We start from the raw sequence: 2,425 nt of genomic DNA on the forward strand, positions 1-2,425 counted from the left end.
TCCAAGTGCCGGCAAACCACGCCGCCTGATCGCCTCGTCACCCAAAATCCCGCATAGCTCGTCGCATTGAGGGCAGCAGGACGACCTGCCTATGGGGGCGAAAGCGGCAAGTTCCCATCTGCGACAAGTGCGCCGAAATTGATGAGAAGATCTATCGCTACCGAATGATCGCCTCGCGGCTCATGGACCTGTCGACGCTGGAGCGGATCGTGGAGGTCATCGCCGATTTGGAGGCGCAAAAGACCGCCCTTCACGCCGGGCAAAAGAAATAAGGCCGCCTTAGTTGGCGGCCTCCAATTCCGCCAGCGTGCTCCCCCGTGGCCAAGTGCTGTTTTGCCCAAGCCGGTTGGGTACCCCAAGCGGGCCACCTCCGCCATTGCACCGTTGGCCGTTGCCTAGACCGTAGCTTTTCGAGACGTGACCTCAGAAAGCCGAATGGGTTCAGCATGGTTGACAGGACAGTACTCAATGAAATCAATGGGTTTGCCACTGTCTCGGACCGTAGGTTTGCCAATCTGTGTTCAGGTCCCTTTCGCTCGATTTGTTCTCATGGCTCCGTGGGTGCTGGCCGCTTCCCTAGTGGCCTAAGTTGATTTTTGGAGTGGCCTAGTTTGTTCTTAGCCTCCAGTTAGCTTTTGTTCTGGCGCCGCTCCGGTTCGGGGTGCACACTGGTTCCATCACCGCACAATAGCGGGAGCAGAGCCAAATGCGGCGACACAGTTCCCAGCAAACCATCCCATTGGAAGAACGCCTTGCTGAGGAAGCAAAGCGACTGCGCAAGGAAGCCAGGGGCACTCCGCCCGGCATTGAGCGCGATCGGCTGCTACGCAGAGCCAGCCAAGCCGAGACAGCTTCTCAAGTCCAAGAATGGCTGTCGTCGCCCGGATTGAAGCAGCCGAAGTAAGGCCGCCTCATCACCGCCCGGACCGTGGCTGTTATCGGTGACTGAGAGAGTGTTCGGCTCCCGCCAGATAAAAAGGGAGCACCACATGCCCATTTATCGCTTATTGCGAAAGCTACCGATGGGATCGGACGAGATCAGCCGGTTGACAACGGCCTACGAGAAGACATTGCACACCATTGGTCTTGTTGACCGGAACGACCCGCTAGCCGAGATAATCGCCAAGAAAATAATCGAGATCGCGCAAACTGGCGTGCGCGACCCGGCGAAGCTCTCCACGCTCGCGATCAAGGAGCTTGAGCTTTTGCGGCGCGTTAAAAACCCCGCCATCCACCGAAATGAATGACGGGGCTTTCGAGCTTTCTCTTTTTCGGGGATTTCTTCTCTGACACGATAACGGCTTCGAGCCTGATGAGTTCCGGATGTTTTCTGATCCGCCGGATTTTTATTTGGTGCGGTCGGCTCAATCCTCGGGGCTGCCAGGAGAAGAAAGGTGGCGTTCACCCAGTCACAGCGGTGAGGCTTCCACCCGAGCTAGGCCACGCGGTCGATCGCTGGGCGGGAGCTCAGGATGACGCCCCTACCCGTTCCGAGGCCGTCCGCCGGCTGGTCGAGCTTGGGCTGAAGGCGAAGGCAAAATGAAGCTCGATTTCTATCGCGGCACGAACGATGACACCCTGCGAATGGCCGTGGAAGCTGGGAGGGGCCTGCCCGGTCACGTCGATCCGAAGGACTGGAAGCCAATGACCGCAGACGACGGTGAACTCGCCGCGTTTGAAGAGGACATCGTGTCTGATATCGAGGCCCGCGGTTTTTGCTTCTATAAAATACTCCCACCACGAGTGGAGTCGACCCCATGAAAGCACCATCCAAAAATACACCTAAAAGGAAGCCACTCAAAAGCGGCGGAAACTCCACAGCCAGCACCCCACCCACCGGCGGTGTCACAGCCCCCGCAGAAAAGCAGTGATTAGGCGTCGTTCCGCCGGCCGGTTGAGATCGGCTGAAGGCGAAGAAATGACGTCCGTCGGCATGGAGGAGCTCGCAGAAATGGTGGTGCAGCTCGAATCCGCCGCGCGTAAGCTTGCACCGACGCCGGAGCGCGATGAACTACTTCGAGACGTCGCCCGATTTCGTGTGCAGTTGACTGCGATACTGTCGGAGCGGAAGGCGAAGGGCAAATGAACGAGCTGGCACTCGGATGAATCCCGGTTCCGCTCGAGATCGGGCTGAGGCCCAAGCGGTAGCTAGCGCTTGCGCCGCATGGGCAGGACTAGACCGGTCCTCCGTGTCGGAGGGAGTGTCGGCTTGGGCGTCTTGGGCTCGTCAGGGAATAGAGGTGTCCAGACCTTCTCATCATCGCCAATGCTGTAAACAGCGTCCGACCAGTCCCAGGCCGTTTCGGCTTTGGACCAAGGGATTTGGCCTCGGGCTGATCGTTTTCATCGACCTTAATCGGCACTACCACGGCGGGATCATCCCAATAGACTCCGCCGGACGGCAATTCTAGGTACTCGCAGGCAC

The 2,425-nt window shown here is 58.5% G+C and carries 3 protein-coding genes; all 3 read left to right on the forward strand.

Annotation, left to right across the window (positions count from 1 at the left end; translation table 11 throughout):
- Positions 1-989: 989 nt before the first annotated feature.
- Positions 990-1,247, forward strand: a complete 258-nt coding sequence (locus tag ACFFWD_RS24910) for a hypothetical protein (RefSeq protein ID WP_376969541.1) — start codon at positions 990-992, stop codon at positions 1,245-1,247.
- 292 nt (positions 1,248-1,539) lie between these two features.
- Positions 1,540-1,761, forward strand: a complete 222-nt coding sequence (locus tag ACFFWD_RS24915; RefSeq protein WP_376969543.1) for a hypothetical protein — start codon at positions 1,540-1,542, stop codon at positions 1,759-1,761.
- A 157-nt stretch (positions 1,762-1,918) separates the two neighbouring features.
- The gene (locus ACFFWD_RS24920) at positions 1,919-2,086 is read left to right on the forward strand and encodes a hypothetical protein (protein ID WP_376969545.1); all 168 of its coding nucleotides are present in this window, start codon (positions 1,919-1,921) and stop codon (positions 2,084-2,086) included.
- Positions 2,087-2,425: the final 339 nt, after the last annotated feature.

This window comes from Bradyrhizobium erythrophlei, from assembly GCF_042430365.1.
GTDB lineage: Bacteria > Pseudomonadota > Alphaproteobacteria > Rhizobiales > Xanthobacteraceae > Bradyrhizobium > Bradyrhizobium erythrophlei.

Excerpts from the sequence above, each read along its gene's own strand:
- ACFFWD_RS24910 (WP_376969541.1), top strand. The coding sequence starts at position 990 with ATGCCCATTTATCGCTTATTGCGAAAGCTACCGATGGGATCGGACGAG.
- ACFFWD_RS24915 (WP_376969543.1), top strand. The coding sequence starts at position 1,540 with ATGAAGCTCGATTTCTATCGCGGCACGAACGATGACACCCTGCGAATG.
- ACFFWD_RS24920 (WP_376969545.1), top strand. The coding sequence starts at position 1,919 with ATGACGTCCGTCGGCATGGAGGAGCTCGCAGAAATGGTGGTGCAGCTC.